10 protein-coding genes and 2 pseudogenes are annotated in these 16524 nt (G+C 46.5%); 3 read left to right on the top strand and 9 right to left on the bottom strand.

Annotated elements, in window-relative coordinates; genetic code table 11:
• Positions 1–210 precede the first annotated feature (210 nt).
• Positions 211–1938: pseudogene (locus tag AEA42_RS00590) on the top strand (OmcA/MtrC family decaheme c-type cytochrome); the annotation flags it as partial.
• Positions 1939–2030: 92 nt separating this feature from the next.
• Here the strand turns inward: AEA42_RS00590 and AEA42_RS00585 are convergent.
• The 8 genes from AEA42_RS00585 to AEA42_RS00550 all read right to left on the bottom strand — a co-directional run bounded on the left by AEA42_RS00585 (position 2031) and on the right by AEA42_RS00550 (position 12836).
• On the bottom strand, positions 2031–2726 hold the full coding sequence (locus tag AEA42_RS00585; protein ID WP_037416799.1) for a DUF2982 domain-containing protein: 696 nt from the start codon (positions 2724–2726) through the stop codon (positions 2031–2033).
• Between the two features lie 4 nt (positions 2727–2730).
• Positions 2731–3465 (bottom strand): YdcF family protein, encoded by a 735-nt coding sequence (locus AEA42_RS00580; RefSeq protein WP_139122640.1) that lies wholly within the window; start codon positions 3463–3465, stop codon positions 2731–2733.
• Between the two features lie 107 nt (positions 3466–3572).
• Complete coding sequence (mak, locus tag AEA42_RS00575) at positions 3573–4493, bottom strand: fructokinase (RefSeq protein WP_055646673.1); 921 nt, start codon at positions 4491–4493, stop codon at positions 3573–3575.
• 62 nt (positions 4494–4555) lie between these two features.
• On the bottom strand, positions 4556–5347 hold the full coding sequence (gene cysQ, locus AEA42_RS00570) for a 3'(2'),5'-bisphosphate nucleotidase CysQ (protein ID WP_197278409.1): 792 nt from the start codon (positions 5345–5347) through the stop codon (positions 4556–4558).
• Positions 5348–5661: 314 nt separating this feature from the next.
• A complete protein-coding gene (gene rfbD, locus AEA42_RS00565) occupies positions 5662–6648 on the bottom strand; it encodes a dTDP-4-dehydrorhamnose reductase (protein ID WP_055646671.1) in 987 nt (328 codons plus the stop codon).
• A gap of 17 nt (positions 6649–6665) precedes the next feature.
• Complete coding sequence (locus AEA42_RS00560) at positions 6666–7424, bottom strand: phosphatase (RefSeq protein WP_055646670.1); 759 nt, start codon at positions 7422–7424, stop codon at positions 6666–6668.
• A gap of 121 nt (positions 7425–7545) precedes the next feature.
• Positions 7546–10821: an SNF2-related protein gene (locus tag AEA42_RS00555; RefSeq protein WP_055646669.1), complete on the bottom strand. Its 3276-nt coding sequence runs from the start codon at positions 10819–10821 to the stop codon at positions 7546–7548.
• A 191-nt stretch (positions 10822–11012) separates the two neighbouring features.
• Positions 11013–12836: a DUF885 domain-containing protein gene (locus AEA42_RS00550; protein ID WP_055646668.1), complete on the bottom strand. Its 1824-nt coding sequence runs from the start codon at positions 12834–12836 to the stop codon at positions 11013–11015.
• A 526-nt stretch (positions 12837–13362) separates the two neighbouring features.
• Here AEA42_RS00550 and AEA42_RS00545 point away from each other — a divergent pair.
• The gene (locus tag AEA42_RS00545) at positions 13363–13572 is read left to right on the top strand and encodes a cold-shock protein (protein WP_011071803.1); all 210 of its coding nucleotides are present in this window, start codon (positions 13363–13365) and stop codon (positions 13570–13572) included.
• Positions 13573–13687: 115 nt separating this feature from the next.
• On the opposite strand, the gene AEA42_RS00540 is transcribed toward AEA42_RS00545, so the two are convergent.
• Positions 13688–15634: a monovalent cation:proton antiporter family protein gene (locus AEA42_RS00540; protein WP_055646667.1), complete on the bottom strand. Its 1947-nt coding sequence runs from the start codon at positions 15632–15634 to the stop codon at positions 13688–13690.
• 171 nt (positions 15635–15805) lie between these two features.
• On the opposite strand from AEA42_RS00540, the pseudogene AEA42_RS00535 reads away from it, so the two are divergent.
• Positions 15806–16396 (top strand): annotated as a pseudogene (locus tag AEA42_RS00535) (GGDEF domain-containing protein); the annotation flags it as partial.
• Positions 16397–16524 lie beyond the last annotated feature (128 nt).

The following is a 16524-nucleotide window of genomic DNA, read 5'->3' as shown; positions in this document are numbered from 1 at the left end:
TCAATCAGTGCCTTAGAGGCCAGCATCAAGCTGTTTAATCGTTTTAGGTGAAGTTCTGGGCAGTATTGGTGTAAAGAATGTTGTAGGATATTGGCTTCGCGCATCTTGTTGTCCAAGTGTAGTTTTTGGCGAAACCATTTGATCATGCAACAAGATGCGCTTCCACCCTAATTTGATGATTTATTTGTAAATCATCAGGGGATTCTTCAGCACAGAGTATTTTTACGCGCATACAATATCGCCAATAGCCAAGGCGTTGCCTTAGCAGATAAAGTACTTTCAGTACCTGTTGATTTTATCCCAGCGACCGACGAGTTAGCCGCATCAGGCAAAGACACAGTATCGAGTGCAGCATGTAAAAACTGTCACGGTGAAACTGATGGCCATATCGCTAAGATCGAAGCTCACCATAATTATCAAGACGTTAAAAACTGCGTAACTTGCCATAACCCAGATCTAGTACCCAGCGATGCACAACTTGCGGAAGGTTGGGTCTTTGATTTTGCTCCAATGATCCACCGTATCCATGCCGGTGAACATAATGCAGCGTATCTGTCTGGTGAAGCCAAAGAATACTTTGGTGAAATTGGTTTCCCATCTGACTTGAAAGAATGTAAATCCTGTCACGATGGTGCACCAAGTTATAACACCAATATCTACGCTAAGGCTTGCGTGGGTTGCCATATCAATGTCAACTTCGCAACTGGTGAAAACCACTCAGAATTTGGTTTAGCTCAAGCCGACGACACTCAATGTAAATCTTGTCACGGTAGTGGTAGCCTAACACCAGAAGCTGTTCATAGTGTTGGTAAACGCGCTGAATACGCCAACTTATTTAAAGTGGACTTTACAAGTGCAGCAGTTGTACCGTCAGCCACCCTAGGTATGAAAACATTAACCATCAAGGCTAATGTGACCATCAATGGTACACCCATTGCCGATGGAACAAGCCTTGCAACCTATAATGCGACCACTAATCCAACAGGAAAGTTAGTTGCTAACGGTTTATTGCTGGGTAATGTTGCTACCGATGGTACTGTTTATGCGTGGCGAGATGTTAAACCAACAGCTATCAGCTTAAACCTTGCAAGTGGTACGCTTTCTGGTGGTGTATTGACTTTTGTTAAAGATATTCCAGATGCACAAGCAGTTGGAACTATGTATGTCAGTTCAGAAGCTAACGTTTGTATCAAGGCTGGTGCAGTAGCAAGCTGTAATGCAACAGGACTTGAATTTGGGCCAACTAACCCTATTGGCAACAGCTCTCCTGTTAAATTCTTCAGCTTAGATGGTAGCGCAGTCAGCACTGCTCGTATGTCTGACCCAACTCGTATCACTGTTGAAGAAGCCAAATGTAATGCCTGTCACGGTACCTTAGACTATGTTAAAGGAACAAGACACGGTACTTACACCTTCACTCAATGTATGAACTGTCATAACGATACAACGGGTGCTTCAGGTCACAAAACGGTTGTTTACAAAGGCGCTGATGGAAGCAAAGTAGTGAATCCAGACGTCACCTTCAACAACAAAGACCTATTCACCGTTGCCCACCGTTTCCACAGTGGTAACTTTGACTCTATCACAGGCATCTTCCGTGACGATAAAGGTGAATTGCTCGGTTACCCATCACCAGAAACAGCATGTTCTGCATGTCATAAAGACGGCGCTAAACTGTTTGCAACTGACGGTGGTTTGACTTCTGAAAAACGCTCTATCAAAGTGGGTAGCTACTATATTAGCCCAGTAGCTGAATCATGCCGCAGCTGTCACGCTCACTCAGATGCAGCAGCAGTAGCTCACTTTAGAAGTAACGGTGCGATTGTAGAAGCGGATGCAGTGACTGATCCTAACCTACCAGTAGAATCATGCGCGACCTGCCATGCTGAAGGTAAAACTTATGGCATAGATAAGGTACACGCAGAGGTAGCACACTAGTACTAGTACCTTTGGGTTGCCCCCTGCACAACCCAAACTTCCTCTCTGCAACTTATTGGGGCCCCATCGGGGCCCCTTTTTTATCAGTAGTGTTAATTTGTTGTAGCATCGATTTGCGTCGAACTCTGCGCGATGCGCTGCCTTAACAGTTTAATAAATTCCCGCGGCTCACGATCTAAACTGTCATGGGGAATATAAAGATGATAGCCAAGGTGAGTGTTGAGCATCACGCAGCGATGTCCAAACATCGCCAATACGCCGCGGTATCTGTCACCATCAACCACCAAAGGGCTAAATTCAGCACCAAGATAAGTTTCTAAGGTCGCTAAATCTTCTTGCTGTGATGCGGCGGTAACAAGTAATGGTCGCTGCTCAGTCAATAATCCCGCCGCAAGGCGCAATGAAATATTATCGAGTATCGGATTTAACTGCTTTAGCTTAATACCAATATAGGAAAGCTCAATAGTATCAACACCCTGAGTCACCCTTGGAATGTCAACCCGCTGAATATTATCCCAGTTTATCGACACCTTGCCGCGGCGATGAAAATAAGTCAGCCCCTGCTCATCCATAGTCAATGTTGTGTCAGGCTCGAAAACCTTTGCAAGGCCCAATATCAATGCGATCGCACCCAAGCTGAAAAACACTAAGCCCACTGCAAATAGCTCAGGTAGTATCACAAACAAGCCAAAGCCCAACACAAAGGCACAGGCACCTACAATAGTTAAAGTCAAACCATTACGTTTAGAGAGTGGACGAACCGAGACAATATCAGACTCTAAGGCCATATTTTTATTCCTGTTTTACCCAAAGCCATAAACGGCCAATGTATTCATGTAGCGCACGTTGCGAGGCGAGTAAGTTATCCGCAGTAAAACGCCAATAAAAATCGTCTCTGGCCCTAAAATCCGTCGGCGCCGCACTTGCGGTTAATCCTTTACCACTAAAAATGGCCATCGCCCGTGGCATATGGGAGGCCGAGGTGACTAATCGCACAGGCTGATTGCCAAAGCGCTCTTTAAAATAGTGCGCTTCTTCAAGGGTGTCGCGCGCGAGCGGAAATTCAATAATACGTGACGCATCGATGCCAAGTTCAACCGCTGCCTTAGCCATCACTTCAGCGTGGGGATGTTGGGTTAGCTCGCCGCCCCAACCACTAACGACTAAACTACAATCTTGACCTAACTTAAGCTGCCGAAGCCCTTCCGTTAATCTTGCCAATGCCACAGCCGATAAGGACTGTACCGCCGTAGCACCTTCAATATCCGAGTGAGCAGAACCCAGCACCATCACCACACAGGTATCCGCAATGGGAGTGGTATTAATGGGATATTGGGTCTCAAGCGGTTTCACGAGATAATCGACACTAAATTGACTGCTTAATAACAATAGAAGGGTAAAAGCACTGGCAATCGCCCATTTTGCTAACCGCGGTTTGCGCCAAATAAACAAAGATAGCAGCAATAACAACAGGATAAATGGAACAGGCATAATTACCTGAGAGACAACTTTCTTAATCCAAAACATGCGCTAGCGCCCAATAATCCAAAGGAGCGCAATCATAACATCAAAAGAAAGCAAAACGCATCGCCGAGGCGATGCGTTGTCACGAGTGAAAACTTAAGATTACTGGGTTATTTTTCCCATAACCAAGCGGCGCCGCGCACGCCCGAAGAACAACCATAAAGATTCTGTACAACCGGTGTTCGGCATTCGCGCCCTACAACATAATGGCTTAATAATGCAGGTAATCTTGGGTAAATAGCCTCAACATTCGACATGCCGCCACCTAACACAATCGCATCAGGATCAAGTAGATTAATCACATGAGCCAGTGAGCGCGCGAGTCTATCCATATAGCGGTCAAAGGCCGATATCGCTATCTCATCCCCCTCGTCGACTAAGCTCATGATCTCTGAACCAGATTTAGCGGGCACACGTTGGACGCTTGCTGCGCGACTGAGCGCCTCATTGTAATCACGAACAAAGCCAGTGCCTGAAATAAAGGTTTCGATACAATCAGGATTACCGCAAAAACAACGGGTAGTATTAAACTCCTCCTTGGTCATCCACGGCAGCGGATTATGGCCCCATTCGCCACCAATGCCATTACCACCCGCATGCACTTTACCGTTAATGGCCACACCCGCGCCGCAGCCCGTGCCAATGATCACCCCAAACACCACAGATTTACCCGCAGCAGCACCATCGACGGCTTCAGATACCGCAAAACAGTTGGCATCGTTAGCAACCCGCACTTCACGGCCGAGCAGCTCCCCTAAATGCACATCCAAGGGATGACCGTTTATCCAAGTCGAGTTGGCATTTTTGACTAATCCTGAATAGGGAGAAATCACACCAGGGATCCCCACGCCAACAGAGCCTTTTTCACCTAAGGTCGCTTCAGCCTCATTAACTAAATCGACGATCGCGTTAAGCGTGCCCTGATAATCCCGAGGGGTATTGATACGCTTACGAAAAACCTCATTTCCTTCGTCATTTAAGGCGACGAGTTCTATTTTTGTGCCGCCTAAATCGATGCCCATGCGTATCATGAATAAGCTTCTCCGCTATTGTTCTGCCAAGGAGTCCGCGCAGACTCACTTGTGATTGCTCGTTATTTTGCCCAGCCAGGCGCTGTGGCAATAAAATAAGGGTTTAATATGTCAGGTTTTTGATTGTAGGTTAAGGGTAAACCTGAGTCATAACACACGACTTTTCCGCCTGCGCTTTCAAGTACCGCCTGCGCTGCCGCGGTGTCCCATTCGCTGGTAGGCCCCAATCTTGGATAGAGATCGGCCTTACCTTCTGCCAACATACAAAACTTCAGCGAGCTTCCCACGCTTAGCATTTCATGTTGACCAATATTGTTCAAATAATCAGCCACATCTGGGCTTAAGTGCGAACGACTGCCCACCACTATCGGCACCTGTCTTGGTATCTTACAACCCTGAAGCGGCTGTTCTTGCTGTCTATCCTGTCGCCAGGCACCTAAGTGTTTCGCCCCATAATAAGTCGTGTTCAACACTGGAGCATAAACCACACCTACAATAGCTTCGCCTTGATGGATAAGCGCAATATTGACGGTAAACTCACCATTTCGCTTAATAAATTCCTTCGTGCCATCTAAAGGATCGATAAGCCAGTAGGTCTGCCATTGCTCACGTTCATCCCAAGGAATATCGGCGGCTTCTTCTGACATCACAGCAATGCCCGCAAATTGCTCAGCTAATTGAGTGACAATCACCCTATGGGCTGCAAGATCGGCAGCAGTGACAGGACTCTCATCACTCTTTTGTGTAACAGCAATATGCTCTTGGGCGTAAATCGCCATAATGGCATCACCTGCCGCATGGGCTATATTCACTAGCCGCAACAAGTCCGCTTTAGAAAAATGCAGCACAATCATGGTGTTATCGGTCACTTAGTCGTCCTTTATTCAATCAGCTTTGCGGCATTATGCCATTGGCAGCCATTGAGAATTAAGAACAAATTCGTCATACATCAAGCAAAATTGACTAAGCGGGCTTAAACACCAAAGCTCAAGTCCTAAGCAACAGGCTTTAATTTTAAATAAGTCGAGTCTAAGCCAAGCAAGATACGCTGAAAAGAGTCATTCCCTAGGCTGCATTCGTATTCACCGCCTTGAAAACAAACCACATAGGATTGGAATACTGGCAAAGGCAATCCGCTTGCCTGTGAGTAACAAAAAACGGCGTCTGTTTAGGGTTTTGCACCTTGTGTTATAAGGGTGTTAAGCATGCAGTTAAGTTGCACTCGCCAATCCTGCCAAACTTCAGGACATTGCATAGCGGCAAGATGGTGCTTATCCAGCGTCTGTCGCAGTTTATCGCTATTAAGCGCGCTGTAAGTCGGCCTTTGTGCCAGCACATTGCCTTTCTCGAGCGCTTTAGCGGCATAGCTGAGGCTATCAATGGCAATGATGGGCACGGCTTTCTTTAATAACTTCAGAGCCAACGCTTGCTGCTGAATTTCAACAGCAAATTCATACCAACTGCATTGCCCCTGTCCTGAATAATGAAATAGCCCCGCCTCACCCGTTAGCATCAGTTGCCAGATAAGCGACGCGAGGGCATCGACCCACGTAGGAGATCCGATTTGATCGTCAATCACAAAGAGCGGCTGAGCATCAGGCGTGGCGGCCATCAACCTCAGCATGGTTTTCACAAAATTATGCCCATCGACACCGTAAAGCCATGCGGTACGGATAACAATCGCGCGCTCACCCAAGATACGCAGCACCGCTTGCTCTCCGGCAAGCTTACTCTTGCCATAAATGGATAATGGCGAAGGTGTCACCGCTTCACTTAAGGCATTGGCCTCAACACCCGCAAGCAGGCCGCTAAACACATAATCACTGGAAATATGTACTAACCGCGCGCCAATGAGCGCACATTCTGTTGCCAATAATTCTGGACCTAGGCTATTGACGCGATAAGCCTCATCCACCGCCGTCTCAGCCTTATCGACCGCATTATAGGCCGCGCAGTTAATCACCCAGTCGGGTTTCACCTGCGCAAACACCTCAGCCACGCGGTATTTATCGCTGATATCTAACGCAGCATGCGTAAGCGGATGGAGATTCAATGCTAATCCACCATTAAGATGCGTTCGGATTAATGCTTTCGCCAGCTGGCTGTGCGCGCCAGTTAAGAGCACTGTTGGTCGCGCGGGAGTGACATCCTGCATTGATTGACTCAAGCGCCTCAAATTGCTTCATCGCGAAAGTGCGGTATAAAATCAGCAACAGTTTTATGCCCACGCAGAGTCAAAAAGTCTAACAGCGCCATGGGCGAGCGATTAAGCAGCTTATCCTTTGGATAATCAACCGCATCGATAATGCTTAAGGCGCGATCAAATCCACCAAGGCTAAATGCCACATGGGAATCAGACCCCATGACTAAGGTTGCACCTAACGCTTTAGCCGCCTTAGCGATCGCGGTGCAGTTGGCTTCACTGCCCTTGCGAGACACTTCAAAGGAGGAATTATTGATTTCAAGTGCTACACCATATTCAGCTGCGGCAGTGACGACTGCTTCAATATCAATGGGATATGCGGGGTTTCCTGGGTGAGTAATAATATCGACCTTGCCACTTTTAATCGTATTAATCATCGCCTCGGTATGGGTGGCCTTATCCGAGGGCGCAAACACGGGTTCATGGAATCCCGCCAAGACGATATCGAGCTGCGACAGATAATCGCCAAAGTAATCGATTTCACCGTCGCGATTTTTAATATTGGCTTCAATGCCGCGTAAAATGCCGACGCCATCGACCATGCGCGGCAATACCCGTAAATTCACAAAATGCCAAAAATGCGGCGCATCCGCCATGGCCGGGCCATGATCTGTCGTCGCAAACAGGCGGAGCCCCTTTTGTTTTGCCACCGCAAGATAATCATGGATAGTGCTATAGGCATGGGAGGATGCCACGGTATGGGTATGGGTATCGACTGGGTACTGCATGGGTCACCTCTGTCTTTTAACTCGCATTTTAAAAAGAATTTTTAAACATCAATCTGTTACCGCTCTGCTTGTACAAGAGTCGCCAAGTCAACAACCACAGGCAGTGATATGCAACAATGCCTTAGTGGAATAAAGAGAGCAGTTCATCGGCGCTACCTTGCCATGCGCCACTGCCCTTACCTTCAAGAATACTATCGGCTAAACCTTGTTTATGCTGCTGCATCTCTTGGATTTTTTCTTCGACCGTCCCCTCGGCGATAAGCTTGTAGACAAACACCGGATTTTCTTGGCCAATACGGTGTGCTCTGTCAGTAGCTTGCCTTTCGGCCGCAGGATTCCACCAAGGATCGTAATGAATAACCGTATCGGCAGCAGTCAAATTAAGCCCGGTTCCGCCCGCCTTTAAACTAATTAAAAACACTGGCGTATCGCCTTCTTGGAATTGATCAATCTGCCCCTGACGCAGCCGAGTTTGCCCAGTCAGTTTGCTGTAGTTGATCTCTAAGGATTGCAGCAATTCTTCAATCAAAATCAGCATGCTAGTAAATTGGCTGAAGATTAAAATTTTGCGTCCTTCCTGCACCATTTCCGGCAAGTTTTGGCTAAGCCAGTTAAGCTTGGCGTTATTTTTAACTTTTTGTGCCTGTTCGAGTTTTACTAATCGCGGATCGCAGCAGGCTTGGCGCAATTTGAGCAAGGCATCTAAAAACTCGATATGGCTGCCCGCCACGCCTTGGCTTGCAAACAATTCTCGAATTTTTTTCTCCATACTTAAGCGAATACTCTCGTACAGATTGCGTTGATCTTTCTCAAGCTCAAGGCTTTGATAAATTTCGGTTTTAGGCGGAAGCTCAGTCACTACCTCCGCCTTAGTTCGTCTGAGCACAAAGGGCGCAATGCGTTGACTCAACACTTTTGCCTGCTCGCTATCGCCGTAACGCTCAATCCGATAACGAAATGCCTTATTAAAATAAGCCGTTGTCCCAAGGAGTCCTGGCAAACAAAAATCCATTAAGGATTTGAGTTCACCTAAATGATTTTCAAGGGGCGTCCCCGTAAGGCAGAGTTTAAATGGCGCCTGCAGTGCTTTAATGATCTGACTGACTTTAGCTTGAGCATTTTTAATCTGCTGTGCTTCATCAAGCACTATGTGCTCAAAAGGTTGTGCCTGGTAAAAATCGTTATCCCTCACCATTAACGGATAGGTAGTAACAACCACATCAAACTCACTTAACCGTGCCAAAAGCGGCCCGCGCTGTGCGCCATGGATCACCGCCAGTGTTAACGAAGGCGCAAATTTTGCCGCCTCCTTTGCCCAGTTCCCGACCAAACTGGTGGGGCAGATAATTAAACTGGGTAGATGAGGGCCAGCCGCGGACTTAAGCTGTTTTTGCTTCAACAGGAATGCCAAAGTTTGAATGGTTTTACCCAATCCCATATCGTCCGCTAAAATGCCACCTAGCTGATATTCCTTTAAAAAACATAACCAATTTAAGCCCTGTTGCTGATAGGGACGCAGTTCTGCCTGTAATTGGGTTGGCGCAGTAACCGCAACAACACCAGTAAATTGTTCTAATTTGGCAGCAAGTTGGCGCACCCGCTCACCATTGAGCAAGCTGATATCACTCTGGGCTAACTCATTGAGTAAATGTGCCCGATATTTAGGTAAGGCGATACTGTTGCCGCGGTGCTGTTCAAACAGCTCTAAAATAATGCTCATCAAGGGTTTGATAACACTGGCTTTAATTTTAAGCCACTCACCATTTGGGCTTGGTAGCAATAGCTCTGCATCATCGGCGGGCTCACCATGTTGCTTAAGCCAAGTGGCCACCAGCGGCAACATGGGTAACCGCTGCCCATTGATATCCGCATGCAAAGACAGGGAAAACCAGCCCTCTTTACTGTCATCCAGCTCAACGGTTAACGGCGCGTCGACTACCTTAAGGCTAAACTCGGGCGCCAATAACACCTCAACACCTTGGGCTTGTAATCTTGGGACTTCTTCATCGATAAAGTGCAGCCACTCCCGAATCGCCTCGGGCAACACACCTAAGCGCCAGTGGCAGGCTAAACTGCTAAGATCAAATACAAAACGAGTAAATCCAAGCGTTTGCAGAACCTCAACCACCGCTTGTTCTTCGTCCAACGCACGGTTAATTTGATAGGTCGTTCCGCCTTGGGTCACAAGGGTTAAGGCTTCTTTAGCTGCATTACCACTCAAAACGACATCACCATAGATAAATGCCAAGGTCACATAGGGCTGATTGATATCAACAGCTTGAATATGTGACATTGTTGTCTTGAGTTGGGTCGTATTAGGTAGAGTAGCATTGGCCTGAGTCGATGCCGCCGAAAGCATATTCAGGCTCAACCGAACCCGAAGTTTATCCCGTAGTTCGACAAAATTGATGGCACTTGGTAGCGGCACTGTGCGCGCTGAAAAATGTTTAATCAGTTTATGACTCACCACCTCAACCTGCGTGCGAGGCACGGGTGGCATTTGGCTGAGTAGGCGCAATTTTTCAATACTGATATCGGTGTCGATAAGACCAATTTGAAAGTAATCGAGTTCGATATAATACGCAGGCTCGGTTGGCACAAGCTCCCAATTATCTCGCTTGGGCAAAACAAGGCGCATTTGCTTGTGTTCACTATCAATATCTTGCCAAATAAACTGTGGCGTAATGGCATCGCCCGCGGTCAATGCGAGGCGACTTTCCTCCCAAAAACAACGTTCGGTCGCGAGCATTTTCTCAAGCGCAACCGCACCTAACTGCGCCTTAAGATAGAGCCGCGATGCACCATGGCGCCTCGTAGACATTATCAGATTGATGATCAGCACATCCTCGGCACCAATCCATGCAGGCATATAATATTGCACATCCGAGAGTGCAATTTTGGAACCCTTGTTATAACCGCCCTTCTTGCCAAGCTTGCCGCGCCTAAGCTCGATAAACACCCCATTATCGTCCTTTGAGAGGATATACAGCACCCGATCATCGTAGAGGGACTCAACATCATTCAAACGAGGATCATCGGCATCATCGAGTAGATGTAACCATTGGGCGATGCGTTGATCCTCAACCGTTTTATCGGTGAGCAAGCTATACAGTACCGCAGCCATATGCTTGCAATGTCCCGTGGCGGGACAGGAGCAAAAACCGTTCATGATGAGCTTATGATTGACGCTGACTAAACGTATATCCTGACGATAGGGCGAGGTTTCACTGCCCGCTACCGAGCCTTCAATATGGCGAAAATCGGCATTGGCTTTTGCGCTTAACACCTTCCCCTGCATTACATAATCACGGGCACGCATCAAGGTCGGCGGCGTGAATAAAGACTCAATTGCCGTTTGAGTCAATTGAATGGGCTCTTGGGGGGGGAAGCGATTCATCAGCAAAACCTTGAAACTCAAAAATACCTTTACGGACAATAAACCACGATTGTCAAAGGCATTTATCAACGTGTAAGGGGGAATTGTATTGAAACCGGATGGGGAAAGCCAGAAGACGAATCACTTACGTGAGCGGGATATATCCCCGCAGACCATTCCTGCGGGGATGTGCCAACTAAAGTAACCTCAACTTAGGCTTGACGACGCTTATCAGCAATATAACGGTCAACCAATTTTTCTAAAATATCTAAGGGAACAGCGCCATTTTTAAGCAGCACATCGTGAAAATCGCGCAAATCAAATTTGTCCCCAAGAGCTTGTTTCGCCTTTTCCCGCAGTTCGAGGATCTTCATCATCCCCACCTTATAGGCTGTCGCTTGGCCGGGCATCACAATATAACGCTCAATTTCAGCGGTCACATCGCGATCTGACATTCCAGTATTTTTCTTCATATAGTCAATGGCTTGTTCCCGCGTCCAACGACTATGGTGAATACCTGTATCAACAACAAGGCGCACAGCTCTAAACAACTCCGCCTGCAAGCGACCAATATTATCGAAGGGATCTTGTTGGAAACCGAGTTCCCAAGCTAAACGCTCACTATAAAGTGCCCAGCCTTCAATATAAGCGGTAAAAGGTGCCATCTTACGAATAAGTGGTTGCCCTTCAAGTTCCATTGCAACTGCAACCTGAAAATGATGTCCGGGGATCCCCTCATGGTAGGCTAAGGTACGCATGCCGTATTTAGGTGTTGCTTTGATATCAAAGAGGTTGGCATAAAAACGTCCTGGGCGACTGCCGTCAATCGCTGGTTGCTGATAATAAGCGCCAGGAGCCGTTTTCTCTTTAAATTCAGGAATACGCACTACTTCCATTCCCGCCTTTGGACGGATACGAAATGCGTTGTCGAGTCCGGCATTGATCTCGTCGAGGATTTTTTGATAATCCACTAGGATCTGCGCTCTGCCAGCATCGGTGTCTTCATAGTAAAATTTAGGATCGGCGGCCAAGGCCTCAATCGCTACCGAAAATCCTTGGCTTGTATCGTACCCTTGTGCTGACAAGATGGTCATGATTTCACCTTGGATACGGCTCACCTCGGCCAATCCTTTAGCATGGATCTCATCGGCGGTGTAATTTGTCGTAGTAAAGAACTTCAACAGCTGTTCATAGGCGACATTCCCATTAGGCAAAGCCCAATAACCATCATCCGTGCCTGCTTTAGTCTGTAACTCAGTAAAATAATCAATGAAGAGTCGATACGCTGGCTGTACGTAAGCTTCAATATTGGTTTTTGCGGTGGCAAGCAAACGCGCCTGTTCATCGCTGCTAATCTGAGTTTCTGCTAATTTGGTTTTAAAGGAGCTGTAGAGAATATTGTCTTCAACTGGCGCACTGATAAAGTCATTCATTTCAGTAAGCACCCGCTCAATCACAAACTTAGGCGGAATAATGCCCTTAGCTTCTCGAAGTTTGAGCCCTTCTAAGGTTTGTCCAAACTTAGTCTTCACCGCAATTAAGCGCGAGAGGTAATTTTCAGCATCATCAACCGAATGGATTTGATGCTGCGCCTGCATAAAGCTTGGGTAACCATTTTGCACACCAAACAACTGATTCACCGGATAGTTATGATAGCGATAGGGTTCGGCCGCGAGGGCAAAATCCGCCAGATACAATGCAATATCCTTCGAAATACGCTGATTATCATCGAGATCAGCGTCTTGGTAACTCAGTAATGTGTCCCTTAACGCACGGACTTGAGTAAAGGTTTTGTCCATGGCTTCAGGGCTATCATCGTCGAGCAGGGCGTTATGCCCCGTAATCCCAACAGATTCTAAAAATCCTAAGGATGTTAACGTCTCAGGACTTTCAAAGGCCATTTTTACGACGCTTCTATCTAAAAATGCGCGAAAGAAAAATGGCTTTTTGGCAAACCATTCATGGGCGGCAACTGCCATCAACAATAGCACTAGGGCTAAAATGCCAAGCCCAATGCGTTTTAATACTGTTTTCAATATTGATGCTCCACAGGTCATTATTGTCAAAGTTCGATGGGAAAACTTCCCAATACGGAAAACAATACCACCACCACAAATAAGCAACAATTTAATAACGTAACGAAAAGTGACAAATAAATAAGTCACCTTCTAAAGGTTTAGCACCACTTTTTATAGTGCGAGTAAACTTACAGGAATAATTATTTCAATCTGGCTTCAGTGACACAATCAAACACTATCCATATGAATAAAAACAATAAAAAATTATCCCCATCAAATATTCGAACTAAAAACCCCTAATAGATATGCCCTAGTTAAAAATAAAGCTATACAAAAAGTGGGAGTATGCTATTCTGCGTCCTGGCCTGTGAGTCAGACCTATTTATAAGCAATATTATGTATTTGAAAACCTTCGCTGCACCCGGTATTTGTTTGCTGTCATGAAGCTTTCCACTCATAACTTATCATCAATGTAAATAATTCTATTTCTGGCTAATTTCACGCATTGTTGCGAATTATTTTTTTGAAAATTTTGGAGACATTCATGTCTAAAACTACTGGTGTAGTAAAATGGTTTAACGAAGACAAAGGTTTTGGTTTTATTTCCCCTGATAACGGTGGCGCTGACGCATTCGTTCACTTCCGCGCAATCGTATCTGATGGCTTTAAAACCCTTGCTGAAGGTCAAAAGGTTTCTTACGAAGTCGAACAAGGCCAAAAAGGTCCTCAAGCTGCGAACGTTGTTGTTCTGTAATTAACTTCCCGCAAGGGATTAATTAACAACAAGTTTACAGACAAAATGCCGACTCAGTGTCGGCATTTTTTATTGGTGCGTTTTATCCTATTGATTGATGTTCTCATTAAACCAACTAGCCCTGCAGTAATTTCGCTTCTGCATTTTCTACTCTTCTCGGTTTGCCGACGATGAGGAGAATATCCCCCGCTCGAAATACCCAATCCGATGCAGGATGCTCAATTTCTTGACCATTACGACGTATTGCCCTCAACTCTACCCGCAGTGATTCCCAATCAATATCCGCCACTTGCTTACCAACGGCATTTGCACCGCGGTGCAGCAGCACTGCATGCAAAGATTCTAAAGTGAAATCCGTCTCTGTACCCGAGAAAAAGCCATGTAAAAATTGATAATGATTACGCCGCTCCGACTCTAACCGCTTGAGGATCCGCGCTAATGGCACTCCGCATTGATGCAAAACCTGCGAAACTAACATCAAACTTCCTTCTAAGGTTTCTGGGATGACTTGATTGGCTCCCGCCTTTTGCAATAAGTCTAACTCGCTGTCATCGCGGGTTCTGACCAAAATGTTAGCTTCAGGAGCCAGTTGCCGGCATAAGGGTAAGGCGTCTTCTAAACTGCGGGATTCGCTAAAGGTGATCACTATCATTTTGGCATGCTTAATACCAATCTGTTTGAGAATGGCCCGCTTACACACATCACCAAAGTAAATTGGCTCCCCAGCTCGACGCGCCTCAGAAACCCTTGTGGGATCAAGATCGAGCACCACATAAGGCACGGCTTCGGTCTTTAAAAAACGCGCAATGGTTTGCCCTACGCGCCCATACCCCAAAATCACCACTAAATCATGGTCGTCGCTTATCACAGGAACCACATCGTCTACATGCGCTGACTGGCGGATCCCTAATAACCACTTTGCAATATCCACACTGTGACGCACCAACCAAGGAGCGATACTCATCGATAATACCGCCACCATCACCAGCATCGTACTGATCTCATTACTCAGTAACCCATAGCTAACGGCGAGCGCGAGTACCACAAAACTAAATTCCCCCACCTGCGCCAAGCTTAAAGCCGTGCTAATCGCAATCCTAAAGGGCTCGCCCACTAAACGTAATAATCCATGGATAATAAGTGCCTTACCAAACACAACTGCGAGCAGAACCAATAGAATTTGCCACCAAAACTGAATAACCAATCCAAAATCCAGCATCATGCCGATAGAAATAAAAAACAGCCCCATTAATAGATCGCGAAAGGGGCGAATATCCGCCTCGAGCTGACGACGATATTGACTCTCACCAAGCAGCATCCCCGCCATAAATGCCCCTAAGGCCATCGATAATCCTAACCACTGGGTAAATGCGCCCGTGACCAAGGCGACCACTAATGTTGAAAGAACAAAGAGTTCATTTGAGCGCGACCTTGCCACCTCATCAAACAGCCTGGGTAAAGCCCACTTCCCCAAAGCCATTAAGAAAAAGAAGGCGAGAATCCCCTTGAGTAACGCCCAAGCGATAGAGGCTAACATTAAGGGTTCATCACTCTGTCCGAGTAATGGCAGTAGAATCAGCAGCGGCACTACCGCTAAATCCTGAAATAACAATACACTGACAGATAATTCGCCATGACGACGCCTCAGCCAGCCCTGCTCATTGAGCAGTTTAAGCACTATGGCGGTAGATGAAAGCGCAATTGCAGCGCCGATAACGAGTGATTCAATCCAATTCAACCCACAGGCTAACGCCACTAGCATAGTCAAGACAGTGGTGACGAGCACCTGGGCACTGCCTAAACCAAACACGGTTCTGCGCATCGCCCATAAGCGGGGTACCGAAAACTCGAGCCCTAGGGTAAACATCAACAGTACCACCCCAAGCTCGGCGACAGACTGCATTTGCTGCTGAGTAAACCAATGAAAGCCACTCGGCCCACTGAGTACTCCTGTTAACAAATACGCCAAAATAGCTGGCAAACCGATACGCCTAAGTAGCGCAATCGCAACGATCGCAATGACTAACATCAGCAGAATTTGAATCAAGAAACCATGTTCCATAGACGCACTAGCTCCTGTCAAATTACTGGCATGTTAAAAATTATAACGATGAGCTTTAAGCTTAACTGAGTGACAAGTAAAGACAAATTTAATTGGCAAATATAACGGCACACATATTGCTTAACCAAGGTAACAGTTTTTATCGCCATTTCATTTGCTGGGGTAATCATAATGGACTTTGGCTTAGCGACCACGTTATATCCCGATGAATATAACTATCAAACAGAGGCATATAGCCCGACATCCGCGCCGTTGGATCTGGTGCAAGTTATCCAGCAACTGCATGCTAGTTTAGATCCGCGGACAGTCTTTGCCTGCTACGGCAAAGTGCTGGGACAACATCTGCCTATACAAGGGGTTCGACTACAATCTGAGCAATATAAATTAAGCTGGGGTAAACGTTATGGGATTAGCCTTAAACGGCAGATCATTTGCGGCGGGACACCAGTTACACTGCAGTATCAACTATTAACGCCGCTAACGCCCTCACAGAGCATCAGCTTGCAAGAAATAGAGCCGCTTTTGTTACAACCATTGCTGAATGCCATGCAGTACCAAGAAATGTCGATGCAGGCGATGTTTGACTCCCTAACGGGTCTTGGAAATCGTCACTATTACAGCCAAAGCCTGAAAAACGCGGTGGCCAGGGCTCACAGAAAACAGGGAACGGTGTCACTTATTGTGTTGGATTTGGATAATTTTAAGCAGCTTAACGATAAGTATGGTCACAAATGCGGTGACTATATTTTGAAGGAGTTTGGTGCTGAAGGATCCCCTCATAAATCAGCCATAGCATAGCCATATTTGAGCAACTGATTGGCGAATAATACCCAGGCCGCCAGCAATTCTTTCTCCGTGATTTGATAATCAGGCCGCCTGAGTACCTCCAA

The organism is Shewanella sp. Sh95, from assembly GCF_001308045.1.
GTDB classification, from domain to species: Bacteria; Pseudomonadota; Gammaproteobacteria; order Enterobacterales; family Shewanellaceae; genus Shewanella; species Shewanella xiamenensis.
Note: the sequence above shows the minus strand (reverse complement) of the source record. Positions and strands in the feature narration are given on the sequence as shown.